This window comes from Brevundimonas lutea (genome assembly GCF_003704105.1).
In the GTDB taxonomy this organism is placed as follows: domain Bacteria; phylum Pseudomonadota; class Alphaproteobacteria; order Caulobacterales; family Caulobacteraceae; genus Brevundimonas; species Brevundimonas lutea.
This window is the reverse complement of the sequence record NZ_QUOQ01000002.1, coordinates 136,505-158,156: the sequence shown is the minus strand read 5'-3', so window position 1 is coordinate 158,156 and position 21,652 is coordinate 136,505. Positions and strand designations below refer to the sequence as shown.

Below are 21,652 nucleotides of genomic sequence, written 5' to 3'. Positions count from 1 at the left end.
TCAGGCGCGCCTCAGCCCTTGGCCGCATAGCCCTTTCCGCCGTTGGACGGACGGCGACGGCGGAACTTGAACTCGCCCTTGGGCTTGGCGGCGCCCGCCTCGGCCGCGACCGGCTTGGGACCGCGATCGGCGGCCATGGGGTCGAAGGCCGGACGGGCGGCGGCCGGACGCTCGGCGTGGTGGGTGCGGTCGCGCGGCGGACCCTTGCGGACACGGTGCGGCTGACCCTTGCCGCCCTCGGGACGGACGCCGTCACGGCGCGGATTGCGGTTGCGCCCACCCCGGCCCTGTCCTTCGGACTTGCCGGCCGAGTCGATGCTGGCCTTCTTGCCCACGCCGGCGGCCATGATCGAGGCGTCGAGCGCGGCCAGGGTCTTGTCGTTGCGACGGTCCTGGGTCGGGATTTTCTGGCGGGTGACCTTCTCGATCTCCTTGAGCAGCTTCATCTCGTCGCCGGCGACGAAGCTGATCGCCGAGCCGTCGGCGCCGGCGCGCGCGGTGCGGCCGATGCGGTGGACATAGCTCTCGGGCACGTGCGGCAGCTCGAAGTTGACCACGTGGGTGACCTTGTCGACGTCGATACCGCGCGCGGCGATGTCGGTGGCGACCAGGACGCGCAGCTTGCCCTGTTTGAAGGCCTCGAGCGCGCGCTCGCGTTGGGGCTGGCTCTTGTTGCCGTGGATGGCCCCGGCCTCGACGCCGCCGGCTTCCAGATAGGCCGCGACCTTGTCGGCGCCGTGCTTGGTCTTGGTGAAGACCAGGCAGCGCGTGTAGGCGGGATCGGAGAACATCTCGGTCAGCAGGGCGCGCTTCTTGCCCTGTTCGACCCAGACGATCGACTGCTTGATGCGTTCGACGGTGGTGGCCTGGGGCGTCACCTGGACCTTGACCGGATCCTTGAGCAGTTCGCCGGCCAGCTTGCCGATCTCGGTGGGCATGGTGGCCGAGAAGAACAGGTTCTGGCGCTTGGCCGTCATGCGGCTGACGACCTGGCGGATCGGCTTGATGAAGCCGAGGTCCAGCATCTGGTCGGCCTCGTCCAGCACGAAGATTTCGGTGGCCGACAGGTCGATGTTGCGCTGCTGGATATGATCCAGCAGACGGCCGGGCGCGGCGACCAGGACGTCGAGGCCCTGCTGCATCGCGCGTTCCTGGGCGCCGTATTTCACGCCGCCGAAGACGACCGCGACGCGGAAGCCCAGATGCTTGCCATAGGTCTTGAAGCTCTCGCCGATCTGGGTGGCCAGTTCGCGGGTGGGCGAAAGGATCAGGCAGCGCGTCGTGCGCGGCACGGGCGCGGTGCGGTTGGCGGCCAGGCGGTGCAGGATCGGCAGGGCGAAAGCCGCCGTCTTGCCGGTGCCGGTCTGGGCGATGCCCAGCAGGTCCTTGCCCTGCATCACGTCAGGGATGGCCTGAGCCTGGATTGGGGTCGGGGTCGTGTAGCCCTCGGCGCTGAGCGCCTGAAGGAGGGCGGGGTTGAGGCCCATGGCCTCGAAAGTGGTCTTGGTCACGTGAGTGCGTCTTTCGAATGCGATCGCGCGCAAACGAGCCTGTTCATCAGGACCGCGCACGACCGTCCCGACGGATCGGGAGGAGATCGGGCGCCGTCCCGCGTGTCCGGACGACGAATGAATCTGAAAATGAGCCGGCCGCTCGACAGTCAGGCCTTCGTTTCTGAAGACCCACACGCGCTGGAGCGCGCCGGACATCGCATGGTGCGATGCACAATCATGTGCGCCTCGATTGCGGTGAAGTCAAGGCAAGCGGTCGGCCCGTCAGTTTAGTGTGCGCCGTTCAGCAGGCCATAGACCTCCTCATAGCGGCCGTCGATCTCGGCGAAGCGCAGCGGCTTGACCCGCTCCACCAGAATCTCGCCGCGCGGCGTCTCGCCCCGCTCGATCAGTCCGACAACTTCGGAGATGTATTCGGCCAGCGGCATGGAGGCCGGGTTTTCAGCATGGCCGGGCATCAGGTCGGTGGCCACCCCGGGCGGCGCCAGTTCCAGCACCTCGATCGCCGTGGAGGCCAGCTGGGTGCGCAGGGATTGGGTCCAGGAATGGATCGCCGCCTTGGTGGCGTTGTAGGTCGGGGTGGCCACCAGCGGGGTGAAGGCGAGACCCGAGGTCACCGTCATGATGGTCGCCTGGGGCTGGGCCTTCAGGTGGGCGATCAGGGCCGAGGTCAGGCGAATAGGGCCCAGCAGGTTGGTGGCGACGATGGCCTCGGCGGTCGCGGTCTCGAAGTCGTCGGCGGCGATATCCTCGGGACGCATGATGCCGGCGTTGTGGATGACGGCGTTCAGACCGGGGTGGTCGCGGGTCACCTCGGCGCCGAAGGCCCTGATGGCGGCGGGGTCGTCGATATCGAGCGTGGCCCAGGCCATGCCGGGATTGGCGTCGGCCACCGCCTTCAGCGCCGCCTCGCGGCGGCCGGCGATGATGATCTTCGCGCCGCGCGCGTGGAAGGCCTCGGCAAGGCCCTGGCCGATGCCCGAGCCGCCGCCGGTGATGAGGATGGTGGAGGTCTTGATGTCCATAGTCTGTCTCCCTGGGGCTGGACCGTGCGGAAACCCCAGCTATGGTCATCACTCTCTGATGGGAAGTAGGCACCGAAACCTTCCCTACGCACCGTTTGGAAAGCATCAGCCATGACGGCTCTCGCCCCCGCCCGTATTAGGAGCCCCGAGACCGGTGAGACAGCCGATCCCAGGGTCGAGGCTCTGGTCAACGACGTCATCGGTCGGGTGGCGGACAAGTGGACCATGCTGGTTCTGGAGGTGCTGGCCGAGCATGGCGAGCAGCGCTTCACCCAGGTTGGCGCCCTGGTCGGCGGCATCAGCCAAAAGATGCTGACCCAGACCCTCAGGGCCATGGAGCGCGACGGGCTGGTTGTGCGCACCGTGCATCCGGTCGTGCCGCCCAAGGTTGAATACCGGCTGACCGATCTGGGCGGTTCTCTGGCCGAGGCCTTCTGCGGCGTCTGGACCTGGGCCGAGGCCAATGTCGAGCGGATCGAGCGGTCCCGCGCCGCCTTCGACGAGGCGCGGCGATGAACGACCCCATCCGTCCGCTCGTCATGGGCATCGTCAATGTGACGCCGGACAGTTTCTCCGATGGAGGGCGTCTGACGGATACCAAGGTGGCGATCGCGCACGGACTGAGGCTGATCGAGCAGGGCGCCGACATCCTCGACATCGGCGGCGAAAGCACCCGGCCGGGGGCCGAGCCGGTCGGGCTGACCGAGGAGCTGGATCGCGTTCTGCCGGTAATCGAGGGGCTGGCCGCGCGGACAGACTGGGCGATCAGCGTCGACACCACCAAGCCGGAGGTGGCCGAGGCGGCGGTCGCGGCGGGCGCGTCGATGTGGAACGACGTGTCGGCGCTGGCCGCGCCCGGGGCGGCCGAGACGGCGGCGCGGCTGGGGTGCGAAGTGGTGCTGATGCACAGGCGGGGCGACCCGCGCACCATGCAGGACGCCCCCCACTATGACGACGTGGTCGCCGAGGTGATCGCCGAGCTGTCCGCCTTCGCCGAGGCGGCGATCGCGGCGGGCGTGGCGCGCGAGCGAATCTGGCTGGACCCCGGCATCGGCTTCGGCAAGACGGCGGCGCACAATCTGACCCTGGTCCGCTGTCTGGACCGGCTGGTGGCGCTCGGATTTCCGGTGCTGTTCGGGGCCAGTCGCAAGCGGACGATCCAGGCGATCGATCCGACCGCGACCGACGCTGATGACCGTCTCGGCGGATCTCTGGCCCTGGCGCTGGAGGCGTCGCGGGCGGGCGCGCGGGCGATCCGGGTCCATGACGTGCGCGAGACGGTTCAGGCCCTGAAACTGCAGGCGGCGATCCGCGAGGCTTGACGGCGCGACGCCGTGAGGGCGATGCAGGGTGACGAACGGGAGGCCGGATGGCGGGACGCAAGAAGACCCTGGCGCGGCGGCTGGCGACGCTGGTCTTCCTGATCGCCCTGATCCCCTTCGCCGGGGTGACGATCCACGCCGTTCTGCCTGTGCCCGTCACCTCGCTGATGGTCATCCGCGCCTTCGAGGGCGAGGGGCTGGACTATCGATGGCGGGGCTTTGACGACATCTCGCCAAACCTAGTGCGCGCCGCCATCGCCGCGGAGGACGCCCGGTTCTGCAGCCACTCCGGCTTCGACATGGAGGCGATCCAGAGAGCGCTGGCGGCCAATGAGGCGGGCGGCAATCTGCGCGGCGGCTCGACCATCAGCCAACAGACCGCCAAGAACGTCTTCCTCTGGCCCGGCCGCAGCTGGCTGCGGAAGGGGCTGGAGGCCGGCTACACCGTGCTGATCGAGGCGGTGTGGTCCAAGAAGCGGATCGTCCATGTCTATCTGAACGTCGCCGAGTTCGGACCGGGCGTGTACGGCGCCGAGGCCGGAGCGCGGCACTGGTTCGGCAAGTCGGCACGCGACCTGACGCCCACCGAGGCGGCGCGGATGGCGGCGGTGCTGCCCAGTCCCCGCCGTTACAACGCCGCCAGCCCCGGCCCGTATGTGCGGCGGCGGGCGTCGCGCATCCAGGCGGCGATGGGGACGGTGCGTGGCGAGGGCCTAGACGCCTGCGTGTTCGACGGCTCAGCGCCGCCGGCGGCTTCGGACGACGCACGAGACAGGTCGGCCCGCCGGGCGCCGCAAGCGCCGTCGGCCCCAGCCCCTCAGGCCGCAGAGCCGACCCCCACGGCGCCGGACAGTGATGACCAAATCGAAGGTCCTCGGCCCTATCTGGCTCCCGACCCGGCTGAGGCGCCGCTTGAATCCGCGTCGCCGGTCAGCGCCGCCCCGGTAGCCGCGCCCGTCGAACCAGCGCCGGCCGAGCCCTGAGCCGACCGGTCCAGCCGGGGGTCACTCCTCGTCGGCGTAGATGGCCACCTCGGCGTCGCTGTCGGACGACACCGCGCCGCGATACATGCCCGAAGTGTTGAGCGCGAAGGCATGCCCGCCGTCCGCGCCCATGACGATGACGCCGCCGTCGCCGCCGATCTGGCCGACCTCGGCGATCTCGGCCTCGCCCGCCGCTTGGGCGTCGTCGCCGCGCCCTATCCGGCCGCAGATATCCCGCGCCACCGTCGCCCGGATGAAATACTCGCCCGAGCCCGTGGCCGATACCGCGCAGCCCTCGGCGTTCGACGCATAGGTGCCGGCGCCGATGACCGGCACGTCGCCGACCCGGCCCCAGCGTTTCATGGTCATGCCCCCGGTCGAGGTGGCGGCGGCAAGATTGCCGGTCGCGTCCAGGGCCACGGCGCCGACCGTGCCGAACTTGCGCTCATTCAGGGGCGGGGCGGGAAGATCGGCGCGGTCCTCGCCTTCGGCCGGAGCGCCCTGGGGTCGTTCCGGGATCGGCAGGCCGGCCTCGGTCAGGGCGCGGACAAGGCCCTGCCAGCGGCGCTCGGTGAAGAACCAGGCGGGCTCGACCTGCTCCAGATCCTGTTCGGCGGAGAAGACGTCGGCGCCCTCGCCGATCAGGAAGACGTGGGGCGACTGCTCCATCACCGCGCGGGCGGCCGCGACCGGGTGGCGGGTGCGGGTCAGCCCGGCCACGGCCCCGGCGTTCAGGGTCGCACCGTCCATGATGGCGGCGTCCAGTTCGTTGCGTCCGGCGGCGGTGAAGACCGCCCCACGCCCGGCGTTGAACAGGGGATCGTCCTCCATCGGCTCGATGGCGGCCTGGACGGCATCCAGCGCGGAGCCACCGTTGCGGAGGATCTCGGCGCCCGCCTCCAGCGCGCGGCTCAGGGCGGCGCGATAGGCGGCGTCCTGCTCGGGGCTGAGGTCAGAGCGCTCGATCACGCCCGCCCCGCCGTGAATGGCCAGCGACCAGCGCAAAGCCCCGTCCTGGGCGACGGCCGGCGCGGCGATCAGGGCGAGGGCGAGCGCGGTGGCGACGGATTTCATGCAAGGGCTCCCAAGGACTTCGCGGCCACTGTGGACCGCGAAACGTCGCCGTCAAACCCTCAGCGCACCCCCGAAGTCGGCGGCTTTGGCGGTAGGGGTCCGTTCTTTCGCTCCCACAGCTTGCGCCAGATCAGGCCGCCGACCGAGGGGACCAGGCCGACGACGACCGAGATCAGGACGATCTGCAGAAAGCCCGCGAAGGGCCAGACGTTGACCGCCAGCCCGGCGGCGATCCCGGCGAAGCCGGGGCCGAGCCAGGGCAGCCAGTGGGGCGGCTTGGGCACGCCGCCGTCTCCCTAGGCGTCGACCTTGATGACGCCGCGCCGGATCTGGTCCAGCTCGATGGAGTCGAACAGGGCCTGGAAATTGCCCTCGCCGAAGGCCTGATTGCCCTTGCGCTGGATGATCTCGAAGAAGATCGGACCGAAGGTGTCCTGGGTGAAGATCTGCAGCAGGATGCCGTCTTCGTCGGACCCGTCGATCAGGATGCGGTTCTCGCGCATGCGCGCCACGTCCTCGCCGTGGTTGGGCAGGCGTTTGTCGATCAGGTCGAAATAGGTCTCGATGGTGTCCTGGAAGGGGATGCCGCGCCGCTTCATCTCCTCGACGGTCTCGAAGATGTTGTCGGTGGCCAGGGCGATGTGCTGGATGCCCTCGCCGTTGTAGCGACGCAGAAACTCCTCGATCTGGGAGTTTTCGTCCTGGCTCTCGTTCAGCGGAATGCGGATGGCGCGGTCAGGCGCGATCATGGCCTGGGACAGCAGGCCCGTCGCCTTGCCTTTGATGTTGAAATATTTCTGCTCCTCGAAGGCGAAGACATCGCCGTAGAAGCCGGACCAGTTGCGCATCTGGCCGCGCCGGACGTTGTGGGTCAGGTGATCCAGGGTGTGCAGCCCGACGGTGTTCTCGGCCTCCTTCGCCTGCCAGCCGTCGACCTCGTCCCAACCCGAATAGAGCGAGCCCTTCGAGCCGTAGTCGTCGATGAGGTAGAGCAGCGAGCCGCCGATGCCCTTCAGCGCATAGGCGCCCTCTCCCAGCGCGCCGCCCTGTGAACCTTCCGCCGCATGGGCGCCGCGCTTGACCGCGCCCTCGAAGGCCGCCTTGGCGTCCGAGACGCGGAAGGCCATGCCGTTGGCCGAGGGGCCATGATCCCTGGCGAACTCCTCGGCCTGACCCTGGGGCGTCATATGGAGCAGGAAGGAGATATCGCCCTGTTTCAGCCGGATCACGCCGCCGTCGGGGCGGGTGTGGGAATGGGTGAAGCCCATCAGCTCCAGCCGTTCCTTCATCGACTTCGGATCGGGGCCGGTGAATTCGACGAACTCGAAGCCGTCGACGCCCAGCGGATTGGCGGCGTCGATAGCGGCGGCGGTGGTTTCGGTGCTCATGGGGAGCGTCTCCTGAAATCTCGAGGGGGCGGTCCGATGCGCGCGCGACCCTGCACGCCGGCGCGGCCGCCGATTGACCGGGAACCTAGGCCCTCGCCCTTGCCCGAACAAGGCGAGGCGCAGGATGCAGGTCGCGTGAGGGGCTGAAACGAAGAGGTGAGGCGCACGGTCGCGTCCCCTTACGTCCCGAGCAAATCCTGCTATCGCCGAAGCATGAGCGATACTCCTCCCGGCGGCCGGCATAGCGATACGGGCCACCACGGCTTCATCGGGATGATCCGGTCCCTGGCGGACGGCGCGGGGCCGGACGGCATGACCATCGGCGAGATCCGCGACCGGCTGGACGAGCGCTCGTTCGGGCTGATGATCCTGATCCTGGCGGTGCCGTGCCTGGTGCCGGCGCTGTATGGCGTGCCCCAGATCGTCGGCGTGCCGATCATCGTCCTGGCCGGCCAGCTGTTGTTCGGGCGCGAGGAGCCGTGGCTGCCGGGCTGGATGCTGCGACGCACGGTCTCCAGGGCCTGGCTGGAGCGCATGGCCGACTTCGCCGAAAAGCGCATGGGCTGGTTCGAACGGCTGAGCCGGCCGCGGTTGAAGCTGTTCGCGGAGGGCTTTGGCGAGAAATTCGCCGCCGTGTTCATGATCATCGCCACCCTGACCATCGTGCTGCCCATGACCAACACCGTGCCCTCGGTGGCGCTGAGCCTGATGTCGGTCGGCCTGATTCAGCGCGATGGTCTGTTCGTGCTTGGCGGGGCCATCGTGGCGGCCGGATGGGCGCTGGCCCTGATCACCGTCATCGTCGGCCTGGCCTTCGGCGCCAGCTGGGTCGCCGGCCTGGGTCTTCCCTCCCCGTTCGGCGGGTGAACGGCCGCATCGACGGCGGCGCGCGGGCGGTCTAGAAGCGCTGACGATGCGCCCGGCCTATCGCCTCCTGACCCGCTGGTGGACCGCCTTCGCCGCCCTGGCCGCCCTGGCCATGCTGGGCGGCGCCCATGCGTTCGAGCGGTTCGGCGGGCTGGACCCTTGCCCCCTGTGCCTGCGCCAGCGCGAGGTGTTCTGGGCGGCGCTGGCCGTCGCCGTGCCCGCCACCCTGTGGACCGTGTTCAGCCGCGCGACGCGAGGCACGCCGCGCGTGGGAGCCTTCATGCTGTTCGTGGTCTTCGCCACCAGCGCCATCACCGCCGGCTTCCATGCTGGGGGCGAGATGGGCTGGTGGGCCCTGCCGGCAAGTTGTCAGGCCGGCGGCGAGCTGGCCGACATCGCGGCCCTGCAGGCCCTGGCCAACGGCACGGCTCCGCCGCCGGAATTTCCGAACTGCGGCGAGGTGGCCTGGAGCCTGGGCGGGATTTCGATGGCGGGATGGAACGCCCTGATCTCGGCGGCCCTGGCCATCTTCAGTGTCTTGGCGGCCAAGCGGCCCAAGGACGCGCGCGCCCCGCACGAGCCGCTGGTGGTCGCGACAGAGCCCCGCCCGGAGACCGCTCGGTGAGCGCCCGCGACATCCCCCTGCCCCGGCCCGGCCTCGGCGCACCGCGCGCTCGTCTGGCCGAGATTCTCAGGGTCGATCACGCCGGGGAATACGCCGCCGTCCATATCTACCGGGCCCAGCGCGCCGTGCTGGAGGGGCGCCGCGGCCAGGAGGCGATCAGCCGCGACCTAGCGGAGATGGAGGGGCATGAGGCTGTCCATCTGGCCCGGTTCGACGCCTTGTTGAACGAACACAAGGTGCGACCCACCGCCCTGATGCCCCTATGGCGACTGGCGGCCACGGCGCTGGGGGCCGGCACCGCCCTGATCAACGACAAAGCCGCCCACGCCTGCACAGAGGCGGTCGAAAGCGTGATCGAGAAACACTACGCCGACCAGATCGCCGAACTGCAGGACCGCGACCCGGTGCTGGCCGCCGAGCTGACCCGGTTCCGCGACGAGGAGCTGGCTCACCACGACCACGCCATTGAGCACGGCAGCCGCGAGGCCCCGGCCTATCGCCTGCTGTCGGCGGTCATCAAGGCCGGCTGCCGCGTGGCCATCAAGGCGTCGGAGAAGGTCTAGCCGGCCCCGGCGCGGTGAGCGCGCCGATCACGCCGGCCAGGACGGCGCCGGCGGCGCAGGCGAGCATCACGGCGCGAAAGGCGGCATGAAAGGCGTCGATCGCCTCTGGCGGCAAATCGGCGCCGCCGGCCATGACTTCGCCCAGCAGCGCGCGGGCCTGGGGATCGCCCGTCCCGGAAACAAACACCGCCGACAGGACGACGCCGAGCAGGGCCACGGCCAACAGGCCGGCGACGCGCGCCACGGCGTTGTTGACCCCCGAGGCGACGCCGGCGTGGCCGGGTTCGACCGCGCCCATGACCGCCGCAGTCAAGGGGCCGACCGCCAGGGTCATGCCGATCGCCAGCACCGTCATGCCAGCCAGCGGCCCGTCGACATAGCCGGCGCCGGGAGCGGGCCAGGCCAGCAGCGCCAGGCCCAGTCCGGCCAAGATCGGCCCCAGTCCCAGCGATAGTCGCGCGCCGAACCGGTCGGCCAGCCGACCCGCCAGCCCCGAGAACAGCCCCATGACGACGGCGAACGGCAGCATGGCGGCCCCCGCCAGGGTGGCGCTGAACCCCTGTACGCGGATCAGGTCGAAGGGCAGGAAGAACATCGCCCCGCTCAGGGCGAAATAAAGGAGCAAGGTCAGCAGGTTGACGCCGCTGAACACCGGCGAACGAAACAGGCCGAGGGGCATCATCGGATGACGTTGTTGAGCCTCGGCGATGACGAAGCCCGCCATCAGGGCCATGCCGCCGACCCCGGCCGCCAGCACCCGAAGGTCGCGCCAGCCGAGATCGGGGGCGACGGTCAGGGCCCAGGTGACCCCCGCCAGCCCGGCCATGGCGAGGACGGCGCCCAGCCCATCCAAACCTTTCGCCGTCTCGTCGCGGCTCTCCGGCACGACACGCCAGGTCACGATCACCGTCAGCACGGCCAGGGGCAGGTTGATCCAGAAGATCAGACGCCAGTCGGCGTGGTCGGCCAGCCAGCCCCCGATCAGCGGGCCGACCATGCCGAACAGGGCGCCCGCGCCCGCCCAGGTCCCGAAGGCTCTGCCGCGCTCCTCGGGCGGGAAGCTGGCCCCGATCACGGCCAGGGCGCCGGGCGTCAGCAACGCAGCGCCAAGGCCTTGCAGCGCGCGCCCGGCGATCAGCAGCTCGACCGTGGGGGCCAGGCCGCAGGCGGCCGACGCCAGGGCGAAGACGACGACCCCGATCAGGAAGACGCGCCGCCGGCCGAACCGATCGCCGGCCGCCCCGCCGATCAGAACCAGGGCCCCCAGGGTCAGTAGATAGGCGTTGGACACCCACTGGACGGCGGCGGTTCCGGCCTGGAGATCGCGCTGAATGCTCGGCAGGGCGACGCCCAGCGCCGATCCGTCGATGAAGGTCAGGGAAGATCCCAGAACCGTCGCCGCCAGCACCCATCGCTTTCTCGTCGGACTGAGCCCCGTCTCGGGTCGTGGGGCGGCCTGGACTTCGCCCCGGTCGCACGGGCCATGGAGATGGCTGGCCATGGCCCGTGCGCCGGCCTGTTAGTTCGGCACCAGGCTCATGTCGCGGCGGGCCATCATCTTGTCGAACTCGGACCAGACGCCGTCTGCGCCATGCCAGGCGCCTTGGGTCGCGGCCTTGGAATATTCGGTGGCGCGGGCTTCGAAGAAGTTGGCGTGTTCGACGCCCGACAGCAGGGCCTGCAGCCAGGGCAGCGGGTTCTCGCGACGACCGCCGTACAGCTCCGGCAGGTCCAGCTGGCGCAGGCGCCAGTCGGCGATGAAGCGGATATAGGCCTTGATGTCCTCGGGGGTCATGCCCTGGACCTCGCCCGCCTCGAAGGCCAGGTCGATGAACTTGTCCTCCAGCTTCACCACGGTCGCGCAGCACTGGACGATGTCGTCGGCCACGGCCTTGGTGACGCAGCCGGTTTCCTTGTTGAAGGCGTGGTACAGTTTGATGATGCCCTCGCAGTGGAGGCTCTCGTCACGCACCGACCAGCTTACGATCTGCCCCATGCCCTTCATCTTGTTCTGGCGCGGGAAGTTCATCAGCATCGCAAAGCTGGCGAACAGCTGAAGCCCCTCGGTGAAGCCGCCGAACATGGCCAGGGTCCGGGCGATGTCGGCCTCGGTGTCGACGCCGAATTCCTGCATGAAGTCATGCTTGTCGCGCATGGCCTCGTATTCCATGAAGGCGCCGAACTCGCTCTCGGGCATGCCGATGGTCTCGAGCAGCAGGGCGTAGGCCGCGATATGGATGGTCTCCATATTGCCGAACGCCGACAGCATCATCTTCACCTCGGTCGGTTTGAACACCCGACCGTATTTTTCCATGTAGTTGTCGGCGACCTCGATGTCCGACTGGGTGAAGAAGCGGAAGATCTGCGTCAGCAGGTTGCGCTCCCGGTCGTTGAGGTTCGCCGCCCAGTCCTTGCAGTCCTCGCCCAGCGGCACCTCCTCGGGCATCCAGTGGACCTGCTGCTGCTTCTTCCACATGTCGAAGGCCCACGGATAGCGGAAGGGCTTGTAGGCCGCCGAGGGGGTCAGCAATCCGGCGGTGACGGGCTTGATGAGGGTGTGGGCGTTCATCGGCGCGACTCGCGAAACGGGGTGGGGAAACAGGCGTTCACCATGCGTCCGACCACGCGCGGCGCCAAGCCGAAATGCGGCTATTTAGCGATCACTTTTTGGGCGACCACTAGATGTGGTGTCTAGCTGTCTGATTTCCGGGGAGGAATTTGGGGATGACCTATATCGTCCACGGCGCGTCCGGCTCTGGCTCCATGCCGGTCGAGGCGGCCCTGACCCTGATCGGCGCCGACTATCGGGTTGTCGAGGCGGTGACCTGGGAGGGCGAGACCGAGCGCGACAAGGTCGCCGGGGTAAATCCCATGCGTCAGATCCCGGTTCTGACCGCACCGGAGGGCGAGGTGATGACCGAGAGCGCCGCCATCCTGATGTGGCTGGCCGAGCGCCACCCCGAGGCCGGCCTGGCGCCCCTGCCCGGGGGCCCCCGCCGGGGCCAGTTCCTGCGTTGGATGAGCTTCATCCCGGCCTCGATCTATTCGATGTACTGGGTTCGGGACGAGCCGGAGCGGCTGCTGGGCCAGCATGTCGATGTCGCTGGGGACACGCTGCTGGAGCGCACCGCCGATCGTATCGCCCATTGCTGGGGCGTGATGGAGAGCCAGACCGACCCCGGCCGCTTCATCCTGGGTGACGACCTGACGGTGCTGGATCTCTACGTGACCGTGGCCAGCCGCTGGACGCCGCGGCGAAAGCGCTTCGCCGAGGTCGCGCCGCGCCTGCATGAGGTTGTTCGCCGGGTCGATGAATGGCCGGCGCTGAAGGATTTCTGGGCCGAGCGCTTCCCGTTCGAAGAGGACGAGCCGCGCTGATCGCGGCGTCGAGGTCTTGACGCAGCCGCCCGGCGCCGGGCCTTACAAGCGCATGGCCAAGACCGTCCGCCTCGACCGCCTGCTGGGCAACCTCGGCTATGGCTCGCGGGCCGAGATTCAGCGGTTAGCACGCGCCGGCGGGATCGAGCTGGACGGAGCCGATCTCAGCGATGCTTCGAAGCGGATCGCCGTAACCCCGGACCTGAGCGCGCGGATGACCGTGGACGGCCGCCCGCTGGATCCGCCGCCGGGGCTGGCCATCGTGATGCACAAGCCGCTGGGCATGACCTGTTCCAGGAAGGAGGATGGGCCGCTGGTCTATGACCTGTTGCCCTCGCGCTGGCTGAGGCGCGATCCGGCGATCTCGACCATCGGGCGGTTGGACAAGGAGACCTCGGGCCTGCTGATCCTGACGGACGATGGCGATCTGCTGCACCGGGTGATCTCGCCGCGCCGCCATGTGGCCAAGGTCTATCGCGCCACCCTGGCCCGACCGCTGACGGGGATGGAGGCCGCGTTGTTCGCCTCGGGCGAGCTGATTCTGGAGGGAGAGGACAAGCCCCTGGCGCCGGCGGTTCTGGAGCCGGTCTTGGCGACCGAGGCGCGGCTCACGGTGACGGAGGGGCGCTACCACCAGGTGCGGCGCATGTTCGCCGCCGCCGGTAATCACGTCGAGGCGCTGCACCGCGAGCGACTGGGCGGCCTGGCCCTGCCCGATGACCTCGCGCCAGGTGATTGGCGGCTACTGACGGAGGCTGAGATCGCGTCGATCTTCGCCGATCCATCCAAGGCTCTCGGGGAACCTTGATCGCCGCCGCGCCCTTTGGCTCCGCTTCCTTGGAGCAGACATGGGCGCCACCGACAAACGCGATCTGAGGACCGGGCGTTCTCTATGGGCGGACAGTCATGGCCTGGGCGTACCGGTCAAGCCGCTGACCGAGGCCGTGGCCTGCGACGTGGCCATCGTCGGGGCGGGCATCTCCGGCGCTTTCATGGCGCGCGAACTCAGCCGCGACCACGCGGTTGTGGTGCTGGATCGGCGGCCGCCGCTGATGGGCTCGACCATCGCCTCGACCGCCATGCTGCAGTGGGAGATCGACCTGCCGTTGACGGCCCTGTCCGAGCGGATCGGGCCCCGGGACGCCAACCGCGCCTATCGCCGGTCGAAGGCGGCGGTGGAGGCCCTGAAGCGGATCGTCGATCGCGAGGGCATCCGCTGCGGCCTTAAAGACAAGGCGACCCTCTATCTGGCCGGCGACGAGTACGGTTCGCGCGCCCTGGACGCCGAGGCCGAAGCGAGGGCGGCGCTAGGCTTGGACAGCGTCTATCTCAAGCCGGCCGAACTGCGCGAGCGTTTCGGCCTCGACCGCACGGGCGCCATCCTGTCCCAGGGTTCGGCCAGCGCCGACCCGGCGCGACTGGCGGCCGGGTTGCTGCGTCGCGCAGCGGGCGATGGCGCGCGGATTTTCTCGCCGGTCGAGGTCTGCGAGGCGGCCAGCGACCCCCAGGGCGTCACCCTGCTGACCGATGTCGGCCATGCGGTCAGGGCGCGCCATGTCATCTTCTGCTGCGGCTATGAGTTTCCCAAAGGGGTGCCGACGCCCGGCGCCGAGGTGATCTCGACCTGGGCTCTGGCCACGCACGAACGCACGCCCTGCCCCGCCTGGCTTAAGGATACGCTCGTCTGGGAGGCGTCAGACCCATACCTCTATTTCCGCATGGGCGGCGATGGTCGCCTGATCGTCGGCGGTGAGGACGAGGCCTCGCCCACGGCGCACACAAGCGAGGCCAAACGGCGCGCCAAGTGCGAGACCATCTCGAGGAAACTGAAACAACTGCTGCCCGAGCTGGAATTCGAAGTCGACTACAGCTGGGCCGGGGCTTTCGGCGAGAGCGCCACCGGACTGCCCTCGATCGGCCCCGTGCCCGCGATGGACCACGCCTGGGCCGTGATGGGCTTCGGCGGCAACGGCATCACCTATTCGGTCATCGCCTCCGAGGTGGTTTCGGCGGCGATCCGGGGCGAAAGCGATCCGGACGCCGATCTCTACGTATCTTGATCACCCATCACCGAGCGTGACTTCGCCATGACCCAAGCCAAGATCTGCGGCCTGACCACGCCGGAGGCTCTCGACGCCGCGCTGGACGGCGGGGCCGCCTATGTCGGCGCGGTGATCTTCCCGAAGAGCCCGCGCCACATCGACATCCTGGCGGCCCGAACCCTGTTCGAGCGCGCGCGCGGACGGGCCCAGGTCGTGGCCGTGCTGGTCGATCCCGACGACGAACTGCTCACAGAAGTCGGGCTGATCCTCAGGCCAGACCTGATCCAGCTGCATGGCGCGGAGACCACCGAGCGCTGCGCGGAAGTGGCGCGCCTGACCCGTGCGGGGATCATCAAGGCCGTGTCGGTGTCGGGGCCGTCGGACGTCGAAGGGGCGCTTCCCTACGAGGCCGTGGTCAAACACCTGATGTTCGACGCCCGGCCGCCTGAGGGCGCCGCCCTGCCCGGCGGCGTGGGGGCGCGGTTCGACTGGTCCGTGCTGAGCGGACGCGCCTTCGACAAGCCGTGGTTCCTGGCCGGGGGGCTGGACCCCGCCAATGTGGCCGAGGCCATCGCGGTCACCGGCGCGCCGCTGGTCGATGTCTCCTCTGGCGTGGAAAGCGCGCCGGGTGTTAAGGAGCCGGCCCTGATTTTGGCCTTCCTGAAGGCTGTCCACGCCGTCTCCCCGCGGCAGGAGTGATCGTGACCACCCTTCCTAACGACTACGCCTGGCCCGATGCGGAGGGTCGCTTCGGCCCCTATGGCGGGCGCTTCGTGGCCGAGACGCTGATGCCGCTGATCCACGAGCTGGACGCGGCCTATGAGGCGGCCAAGGCCGACCCGAGCTTCCAGGCGGAGCTGGACGGCTTCCTGACCGACTATGTCGGCCGCCCCAGCCCGATGTACCTGGCCGAGCGCCTCTCCGAACACCACGGCGGGGCCGACATCTGGTTCAAGCGCGACGAGCTAAACCACACCGGCGCCCACAAGGTGAACAACTGCATGGGCCAGATTCTGCTGGCCATGCGGATGGGCAAGACGCGGATCATCGCCGAGACCGGGGCCGGCCAGCACGGCGTGGCGACCGCCACTGTCTGCGCCCGCTTCGGTCTGCCCTGCGTTGTCTACATGGGCGCGACCGACGTCGAGCGGCAGCAGCCCAACGTGTTTCGCATGAAGCTGCTGGGCGCCGAGGTCATTCCGGTGACCAGCGGCCGGGCGACCCTCAAGGACGCCATGAACGAGGCGATGCGCGACTGGGTCAGCAATGTCGCCGACACCTATTATCTGATCGGCACGGCGGCGGGGCCGCACCCCTATCCGGCCATGGTGCGCGACTTCCAGGCGGTGATCGGCCGGGAGGTGCGGGCGTCGATGCTGGCGCGGCGCGAGAAACTGCCGGACGCCTGCGTGGCGGCCATCGGCGGCGGGTCCAACGCCATCGGCCTGTTCCATCCCTTCATCGCCGACGCCGGGGTGCGGCTGATCGGGGTCGAGGCGGCGGGCAAGGGGCTGGACGGGCCGGACCATGCCGCCAGCCTGCAGGGCGGGCGGCCGGGCGTGCTGCACGGCAACCGCACCTATCTGCTGCAGGACGACGACGGCCAGATCCTGGAAGGCCACTCCATCTCGGCCGGGCTCGACTATCCGGGCATCGGGCCTGAGCATGCCTGGCTGAAGGACATCGGCCGCGCCGAGTACCGCGCCGCCACCGACGCCGAGGCTCTGGAGCAGTTCCAGCTGTGCGCCAGGCTGGAGGGAATCATCCCGGCCCTGGAGCCCAGCCACGCCCTGGCCCGCGTCGGCGAGATCGCCCGCGAGGTCGGCAAGGGCGGCGACGTGGTGCTGAATATGTGCGGTCGCGGCGACAAGGACATCTTCGCCGTGGCCAAGCATCTGGGAGTGGAGTTGTGACCACCGCCCGTATCGATGCGCGCTTCGCCGCGCTGAAGGCCGAGGGTCGGGCCGCGTTCGTGGCCTATGTCATGGCCGGCGATCCGTCCCGCGACGAGGCGCTGGAGATCCTGCGCGGCCTGCCCGCCGCCGGGGCCGACATCATCGAGCTGGGCTTTCCCTTTTCGGACCCGATGGCCGAGGGGCCACCTATCCAAAAGGCGGCCTTGCGGGGCCTCAGGGCCGGTCTGACGCTGAAGGGCACGCTGGATCTGGCGCGGGCCTTTCGCAATGGCGACGCCGACACGCCCCTGATCCTGATGGGCTATCTCAATCCGATCGAGACCCACGGCTATGAAGCCTTCGCGCACGACGCCGCCGATGCGGGGGTTGATGGGCTGATCGTGGTCGATTGCCCGCCGGAGGAGGCCGGGCCGCTGTCCGACGCGCTGGACGCCCATCAGGTGTCGCTGATCCGGCTGGCCACTCCCACGTCGGACGACGCCCGGCTGAAGGTCATCGCCGAAGGGACGTCGGGCTTTGTCTATTACGTCTCGGTCGCGGGCGTGACCGGGGCCAAGGAGGCGGTGGCGGGTGACGTGGCCCCGGCCGTCGAGCGCGTGCGCGCGGCCTTCGGGCTGCCGGTCGCGGTCGGGTTCGGCATCAAGACGCCCGAACGGGCCGCCGAGATCGCCCGGGTGGCCGACGCCGTGGTGGCGGGCTCGGTGCTGGTCGATGAGGTGGCGGCGGCGCTGGCCGCGAACGAACCGGCCGCGCCCCGCGTTCTGGCCAAGGTGCGTGCGCTCTCCGACGCCGTGAAGGGTGCGCGCCCCCTAAAGAGCGTCTAGGAAGCCGACATGGCCGACAAGAACAAGCCCCAGGACGGTAAGCCCCAGCCCGAGAAGCGCGGCGGCTGGCTGTCGCGGTTCGCCCCCGGCGTCCGCAAGATCGTCACGCGCCGGGACACGCCCGACAATCTCTGGGTCAAGGATCCGGATTCCGGCGAGATGCTGTTTCGGGCCGATCTGGAGACCTCGCTATGGGTCACGCCATCGGGCCGGCACATGCGGATCGGCGCCAAGGACCGGCTGCGCTTCACCTTCGACGAGGGCCGCTACGAACAGCTGCCGACGCCCGAGGTGCCTGAGGATCCGCTCAAGTTCTCCGACGGCAAGCCCTATCGCGAGCGCCTGGCCGCCGCCCGCAAGGGCACGGGCGCGCGTGACGCCATGGCCATCGGCGTGGGCGAGATCGGCGGCGTGCCGGCCGTGGCTCTGGTCCAGGACTTCAAGTTCATGGGCGGCTCGCTGGGCATGGCGGCGGGTGAGGCCTTCATCGCCGCCGCCCGCGCGGCGATCGAGCGCGACTGTCCTTTGGTCTGTTTCACCGCCGCCGGCGGGGCGCGGATGCAGGAGGGGGCGCTGTCCCTCATGCAGATGGCCCGCACCACCCTGGCCATTCAGGAGCTGAAAGACGCGGTCCTGCCCTATGTGGTGGTGCTGACCGACCCGACCACGGGCGGTGTGACGGCCAGCTACGCCATGCTGGGCGACGTTCATCTGGCCGAGCCAGGCGCCCTGATCGGCTTCGCGGGCCCGCGGGTGATCGAAACGACGATCCGTGAGAAACTGCCGCCGGGGTTCCAGCGCGCCGAGTATCTTCAGGAAAAAGGCATGGTGGATCGCGTCGTGCCGCGCGGCGAACTGCCCAAGGTGTTGGCCGACGTCCTGTCGATCCTGATGGGCGGGCGTCGCAAGGCCGCCTGACGATCACAACCTCGCTTTGCGGCGCCTGCGACTTGGGTTAGCCCTGTCCTCATGGACACGGGGGTGACATCGAAGGGGCCGCACGCCGCGTCGAGCTGGCTGCGATGGATAACGCCGCCTCGGGAGCTGCCTCGGCCCACGCCAGTCGCGCGCCGCCTCATCGACCTGTTGTGGTTCGCCTGCCTGATCTTCGCGGTCGGCGTACAGATCGTGGCTAATACCTTCTACGTCGAGCGGGTAACCAAGGTTGAGCCTGCCTTCGCGGCTCTGGGCCTGACGGTCGATGATACCGATCGCCGGATGTGGGCGGTCCTGCCTAACTTTGACGAAACTGGCTTTTCCCCCTGGGCCGGCTTTCCCACGACCATCGACGGGCGAGACATCACCGGTCTGCCGCCCGAAGCCGTCGCCAACATGATCGCGGGGCCGGATGGCGGCGTCGTGGCCATGGGCATGCTGGACCTCGAGACCGAGCAGGTGATGGTGCGGCGGCTGGTCCGATCCGAGGCCAATCAGGCGGCGGTCTACCGGGAGAATCAGCGCCCGCTGATGCTCGGCGCCGCGGTGTTCGATGTCATTCTCGCCGTCGCTCTTGTCGCGGGAGGCGTGCTGCTGCGCTGGCGACGTTTCGATCAGCCGGTCGCGATGGTGTTCAGCTTCGCCCTGCTGCTGCTCGCCACGGTGGGCACGACGATCTTCTGGGAACGACTCCATTTTCCCGAAGGTGAGGCCATGGTCGACGCGGCCTGGCTGGCCCTGTTCCTGGTTGGAATTCCGGCGCTTCCAAACGGTCGCTACACCCCGTCGTGGGCGCGGTGGTTCATGGTTGTGGGCCCTGTCGGCGGCCTGATCCTCGGCATGCCGCATAGCCCCGTCGAACTGTCAGAGACCGCGCGCGTGGGTCTGCTCGCCGCCGCCTTCGCCTGTGTGGTGATCCGCTTTCGCTACACTCCCCGGGGGATCGAACGCCAACAGATGAAGTGGGCGTGCCTAGGCCTCGCCGCAGGTCTGATTCTCTATCTGCTGAGCCAGGTCGCCAAATGGGTGGTGCTGCTGCCGGATGTTCTCGGAACCGTTCTGGTGGTCCTGATCTGGGCGGAATTCATCCTTCATCGCAGCGCCTTCACGGTGATGGGGGCGGGCGTGCTGGTGGCGCTGCTGAACTACCGGCTCAACGACGCGGACGCCGCGATCGGACGATCCACAGGCTATGCGGTGGTGACCGGCGTTATCGCCATAACCTGGGCGTTCGGGGCGGCCTGGATCGACACCACTCTGACGCTGGTCACCGGGGCGAGCAACCCGACGCTGGCCACGGGACTCTCGACCCTGGCGGCCATGGCCATCCTTGCCCCGGCGCAGACGCGGGTGCTTGCCTGGATGGAATCGCGGTTCCAGCGCGCGCTGGTCCGACTGCGCGACCTCCCCGCCCGGCTGGCGAGACTGCGGCATCACGCCGATCCTCACCCTGTAGCCGACACAGCGCTGAAGGCTGTGGTCGAGGGCGTCAACGCCACCCAGGCCGCGCTGGTAGCCGAGGGCGAGGCGGGACTTCGGGTGCTGGCCGTCCACGGCCTCAGCGAAGAGCGAGTGCTGGCGGACATGCTCCTTGAAGCGGATCACCGTAGGTTGGCGGTTCGGTATCCGCTGCGAGACATGGATGAGCACGTCGGCTGGCTGCTGCTGGGGCCGAGGTCTGACGGCGCCAGCTACAGCGGTGACGAGCGCCGCGCGCTACACCTGATCCTCGACCCACTGGCCGACGCCATTCGGCTGACCACGCGCCGGCACGACGAGACGGCCGCGCTGAAATCGGTCATCGCGGCCATGGAGGCTCGCGTGGCCAGGGTCGAGGCTGAGCGGACCGCCACCGGACGCGCCCGGCGTCCGGCCCGGCCGCGAAGGCAGCCGGCGTGACCGCCGCGGACCCCTTCAGTCGTCGGCTTCTGGAGCGTCATCCGCAGAAGATCGATCTGTCGCTGGACCGCATGCGCGCGGTGTGCCGAGCGCTGGGCGACCCCCAGGACCGGCTGCCGCCGGTGGTTCACGTCGCAGGCACCAACGGCAAGGGATCGACCGTCGCCTTCCTGCGCGCCATGGCGGAGGCGGCCGGTCTGACGGTTCATGCCTATACCTCGCCGCACCTTGTCCGGTTCAACGAACGCATTCGGTTGGCAGGCACGCTGATCGACAACGCCACCCTCGCGGCCGCCCTCGATGCGGTCGAGGCGGCCGAGCGGCGGTCGGGGGTCAGGGCGACGGTGTTCGAGGCGACCACCGCCGCGGCCTTCCTGACCATGGCCGAAATCCCCGCGGACCTCGCCCTGATCGAGGTGGGGCTGGGCGGATCGTTGGACGCCACCAATGTGATCGGACGACCGCTGCTCAGCGTCATCACTCCCGTCGATCTGGACCACGCCGAGTTCCTGGGGCCGCATCTGGAGGGCGTGGCGGCGGAAAAGGCCGGGATTCTCAAGCCGGGCGCTCCAGCGGTGATCGCGCGTCAGGCCGAAGTGGCCATGGCGGTGATCGCCAGACGCGCAGAGCAGTTGCACGTGCCCATGCGCACAATGGGCGAGCATTTCGATGCCTGGGGCGAGCGCGGCGGTCTGGTATTCCAGGACGACGCCTGTTTCCTCGATCTGCCCGCGCCCGCCCTGGTCGGTCCGCATCAGATCGACAACGCCGGCCTGGCGGTGGCTGCGGCGCTGGAGCTGGATCTACCCGGCGAAGCCATCGCCGACGGACTGACTGAGGCGCACTGGCCGGCGCGGATGCAACGGCTGACGGGCGGCCCCCTGGCCGAGATGGCGACCCGGTTAGACGCGGAGCTGTGGCTGGATGGCGGGCACAATCCCCACGCCGCCCGCGCCCTGGTGGAGACCGTCGCCGAGCGTCACGCGAGATCGCCACGCCCCTTGGCGCTGATCGTCGGTCTTTTGACGTCGAAGGACGCGGCCGGGTTTCTGGGGCCATTGGCCGACCTGAACGCGCGGGTGCTGACTGTCAGCTTCGAGTCCGGCACTGCTTGGGACGCGCGCGATCTGGCCGATCAGGCGCGGGCGTCAGGGCTGGACGCGGACGCGAGCCCTGGAGTCGAGGCCGCGTTGCATCAAGCGCTCGTGGAGGGCGCGCGCCGCATCGTCATCTGCGGGTCGCTGTATCTGGCGGGCGAAGTGCTGGTGCTGTCTCCCGACACTTGGCCGGTGTGACTGC

At 69.1% G+C, this 21,652-nt stretch carries 21 protein-coding genes and 1 pseudogene; 15 read left to right on the top strand and 7 right to left on the bottom strand.

The features are described from left to right. Positions 1–11: 11 nt before the first annotated feature. Together EES48_RS00835 and EES48_RS00830 are read right to left on the bottom strand one after the other, a co-directional pair. Positions 12–1,487, bottom strand: coding sequence for a DEAD/DEAH box helicase (locus EES48_RS00835; protein ID WP_122465074.1), 1,476 nt, complete (start codon positions 1,485–1,487; stop codon positions 12–14). A 293-nt stretch (positions 1,488–1,780) separates the two neighbouring features. Further along, on the bottom strand, positions 1,781–2,536 hold the full coding sequence (locus EES48_RS00830) for an SDR family oxidoreductase (protein WP_122464488.1): 756 nt from the start codon (positions 2,534–2,536) through the stop codon (positions 1,781–1,783). Between the two features lie 111 nt (positions 2,537–2,647). Here EES48_RS00830 and EES48_RS00825 point away from each other — a divergent pair, with 111 nt between their 5' ends. The 3 genes and pseudogenes from EES48_RS00825 to mtgA all read left to right on the top strand — a co-directional run. After that, a complete protein-coding gene (locus tag EES48_RS00825; RefSeq protein ID WP_122464487.1) occupies positions 2,648–3,052 on the top strand; it encodes a winged helix-turn-helix transcriptional regulator in 405 nt (134 codons plus the stop codon). Next, positions 3,049–3,858, top strand: a complete 810-nt coding sequence (gene folP / locus EES48_RS00820; RefSeq protein ID WP_122464486.1) for a dihydropteroate synthase — start codon at positions 3,049–3,051, stop codon at positions 3,856–3,858. Before EES48_RS00825 ends, folP begins: the two co-directional genes overlap by 4 nt. Positions 3,859–3,905: 47 nt before the next feature. Beyond that, positions 3,906–4,586 (top strand): annotated as a pseudogene (mtgA, locus tag EES48_RS00815) (monofunctional biosynthetic peptidoglycan transglycosylase); the annotation flags it as partial. Between the two features lie 276 nt (positions 4,587–4,862). On the opposite strand, the gene EES48_RS00810 reads toward mtgA, so the two are convergent. Genes EES48_RS00810 through hppD form a run of 3 tightly spaced genes read right to left on the bottom strand, consistent with a single transcriptional unit; the run spans position 4,863 to position 7,303 of the window. Then, positions 4,863–5,915 (bottom strand): isoaspartyl peptidase/L-asparaginase family protein, encoded by a 1,053-nt coding sequence (locus tag EES48_RS00810; protein WP_122464484.1) that lies wholly within the window; start codon positions 5,913–5,915, stop codon positions 4,863–4,865. Positions 5,916–5,974: 59 nt separating this feature from the next. Then, entirely contained in the window at positions 5,975–6,199 is a 225-nt protein-coding gene (locus EES48_RS00805) for a hypothetical protein (protein ID WP_122464483.1), read from the bottom strand. 12 nt (positions 6,200–6,211) lie between these two features. Continuing rightward, positions 6,212–7,303, bottom strand: coding sequence for a 4-hydroxyphenylpyruvate dioxygenase (gene hppD, locus EES48_RS00800; RefSeq protein WP_122464482.1), 1,092 nt, complete (start codon positions 7,301–7,303; stop codon positions 6,212–6,214). Positions 7,304–7,516: 213 nt separating this feature from the next. Here hppD and EES48_RS00795 point away from each other — a divergent pair, with 213 nt between their 5' ends. From EES48_RS00795 to EES48_RS00785, 3 genes are read left to right on the top strand one after another with little or no spacing between them, the layout of a single operon-like run. Then, entirely contained in the window at positions 7,517–8,170 is a 654-nt protein-coding gene (locus EES48_RS00795; RefSeq protein WP_122464481.1) for an exopolysaccharide biosynthesis protein, read from the top strand. A 46-nt stretch (positions 8,171–8,216) separates the two neighbouring features. Further along, entirely contained in the window at positions 8,217–8,795 is a 579-nt protein-coding gene (locus EES48_RS00790) for a disulfide bond formation protein B (protein ID WP_122464480.1), read from the top strand. Further along, entirely contained in the window at positions 8,792–9,358 is a 567-nt protein-coding gene (locus tag EES48_RS00785; RefSeq protein ID WP_205679347.1) for a demethoxyubiquinone hydroxylase family protein, read from the top strand. Before EES48_RS00790 ends, EES48_RS00785 begins: the two co-directional genes overlap by 4 nt. Here the strand turns inward: EES48_RS00785 and EES48_RS00780 are convergent. Both EES48_RS00780 and EES48_RS00775 read right to left on the bottom strand, forming a co-directional pair. Beyond that, complete coding sequence (locus EES48_RS00780; protein WP_122464478.1) at positions 9,336–10,859, bottom strand: MFS transporter; 1,524 nt, start codon at positions 10,857–10,859, stop codon at positions 9,336–9,338. The two genes, EES48_RS00785 and EES48_RS00780, sit on opposite strands and share 23 nt — an antisense overlap. A gap of 18 nt (positions 10,860–10,877) precedes the next feature. Next, positions 10,878–11,927, bottom strand: coding sequence for a ribonucleotide-diphosphate reductase subunit beta (locus EES48_RS00775; RefSeq protein ID WP_122464477.1), 1,050 nt, complete (start codon positions 11,925–11,927; stop codon positions 10,878–10,880). A 155-nt stretch (positions 11,928–12,082) separates the two neighbouring features. Between EES48_RS00775 and EES48_RS00770 the strand changes: the two genes are divergently transcribed. The 9 genes from EES48_RS00770 (at position 12,083) to EES48_RS00730 (ending at position 21,648) form a co-directional block, all read left to right on the top strand. After that, the gene (locus EES48_RS00770; protein ID WP_122464476.1) at positions 12,083–12,736 is read left to right on the top strand and encodes a glutathione S-transferase family protein; all 654 of its coding nucleotides are present in this window, start codon (positions 12,083–12,085) and stop codon (positions 12,734–12,736) included. A gap of 52 nt (positions 12,737–12,788) precedes the next feature. Then, on the top strand, positions 12,789–13,544 hold the full coding sequence (locus EES48_RS00765; protein ID WP_122464475.1) for a 16S rRNA pseudouridine(516) synthase: 756 nt from the start codon (positions 12,789–12,791) through the stop codon (positions 13,542–13,544). Positions 13,545–13,584: 40 nt separating this feature from the next. After that, positions 13,585–14,796, top strand: coding sequence for an NAD(P)/FAD-dependent oxidoreductase (locus tag EES48_RS00760; RefSeq protein WP_122464474.1), 1,212 nt, complete (start codon positions 13,585–13,587; stop codon positions 14,794–14,796). A gap of 27 nt (positions 14,797–14,823) precedes the next feature. Further along, the gene (locus tag EES48_RS00755; protein ID WP_122464473.1) at positions 14,824–15,477 is read left to right on the top strand and encodes a phosphoribosylanthranilate isomerase; all 654 of its coding nucleotides are present in this window, start codon (positions 14,824–14,826) and stop codon (positions 15,475–15,477) included. 2 nt (positions 15,478–15,479) lie between these two features. Then, positions 15,480–16,691 (top strand): tryptophan synthase subunit beta, encoded by a 1,212-nt coding sequence (trpB, locus tag EES48_RS00750; protein ID WP_420807940.1) that lies wholly within the window; start codon positions 15,480–15,482, stop codon positions 16,689–16,691. After that, positions 16,688–17,518, top strand: coding sequence for a tryptophan synthase subunit alpha (gene trpA, locus EES48_RS00745; protein WP_122464471.1), 831 nt, complete (start codon positions 16,688–16,690; stop codon positions 17,516–17,518). The genes trpB and trpA overlap by 4 nt, the downstream gene beginning before the upstream one ends. A 9-nt stretch (positions 17,519–17,527) precedes the next feature. Beyond that, a complete protein-coding gene (locus tag EES48_RS00740; RefSeq protein ID WP_122464470.1) occupies positions 17,528–18,436 on the top strand; it encodes an acetyl-CoA carboxylase carboxyltransferase subunit beta in 909 nt (302 codons plus the stop codon). A gap of 210 nt (positions 18,437–18,646) precedes the next feature. Continuing rightward, positions 18,647–20,353, top strand: a complete 1,707-nt coding sequence (locus EES48_RS00735) for a hypothetical protein (RefSeq protein ID WP_162997944.1) — start codon at positions 18,647–18,649, stop codon at positions 20,351–20,353. Further along, positions 20,350–21,648, top strand: coding sequence for a bifunctional folylpolyglutamate synthase/dihydrofolate synthase (locus tag EES48_RS00730; RefSeq protein WP_240623170.1), 1,299 nt, complete (start codon positions 20,350–20,352; stop codon positions 21,646–21,648). Before EES48_RS00735 ends, EES48_RS00730 begins: the two co-directional genes overlap by 4 nt. The last annotated feature ends 4 nt before the right edge of the window (positions 21,649–21,652 follow it).